Source organism: Amycolatopsis speibonae (assembly GCF_042647925.1).
Classification (GTDB): domain Bacteria; phylum Actinomycetota; class Actinomycetes; order Mycobacteriales; family Pseudonocardiaceae; genus Amycolatopsis; species Amycolatopsis speibonae.
Window position 1 is genome coordinate 1 of the sequence record NZ_JBHRWK010000170.1, and the last position, 689, is coordinate 689.

Sequence of the window (689 nt, forward strand, 5' to 3'; positions counted from 1 at the left end):
TTCGATCGGCCGATGTCGAGGGGTTCGCCCGCGGTGCCGAGGACGCCAGGTCTGACACGGGCGTCGCAGGCGAGGATCCGGGCGTCGGTCGCGCTGATCGGCCCGACCAGATCCAGGTGGGCTTCACCGAGATCGTTGATCAAATCCTCGTAGGACATGGTGATGAGGATGTGGGTGGCTTCCCCTGCTTGGCCGGGGAGGTTGCGGCTGGTGGTTTTCAGGCGGACGTAGTCGGTGAAGGCGTCGCCGTAGCGTTCGTCCTGGGTGCGGGAGTCCCGGACCCCATTGATGGCTTTATAGGGCTTGGCCATCGGATCGAGGTCGGACTTGAGGCGGGCGTAGGTTTCGAGGTCAAGTGTCGCCTTGAGGCCGAGGGTGCCGTCGCGGTGTTTGACGAACCGCAACTCCGGCCGGACATCCTTGGGATCTTCATTGCGGGGCTCCTTCCCGTCGGGGTCGAGGCTGTCCAGCAGGCGCCGTCCCGCCTTAGCGATGGCCCGGGGCCCGGTATGACGAGCGAGGTCGACCAGGATCTTTTCGCCGTCCCGCACCTTCTCCTCTGGCACAGTGGAGGGGATGCGTGCCAGGGTGCGGATGATGGCGTCGATCTGTGAGCCGCCGATCGCGCCTTCCGCGGCCGCGTCGGCGGTCAGGGGCGCGAGCGGTGGGGACGGGTCGCCGCCGATGGT

1 protein-coding gene is annotated in these 689 nt (G+C 66.9%); it reads right to left on the reverse strand.

Features of this window, described 5'->3' with window-relative positions:
- Nucleotides 1–689: DUF222 domain-containing protein (locus tag ACFOSH_RS45185; RefSeq protein ID WP_378248167.1), on the reverse strand; the 689-nt coding region annotated here is incomplete at both ends.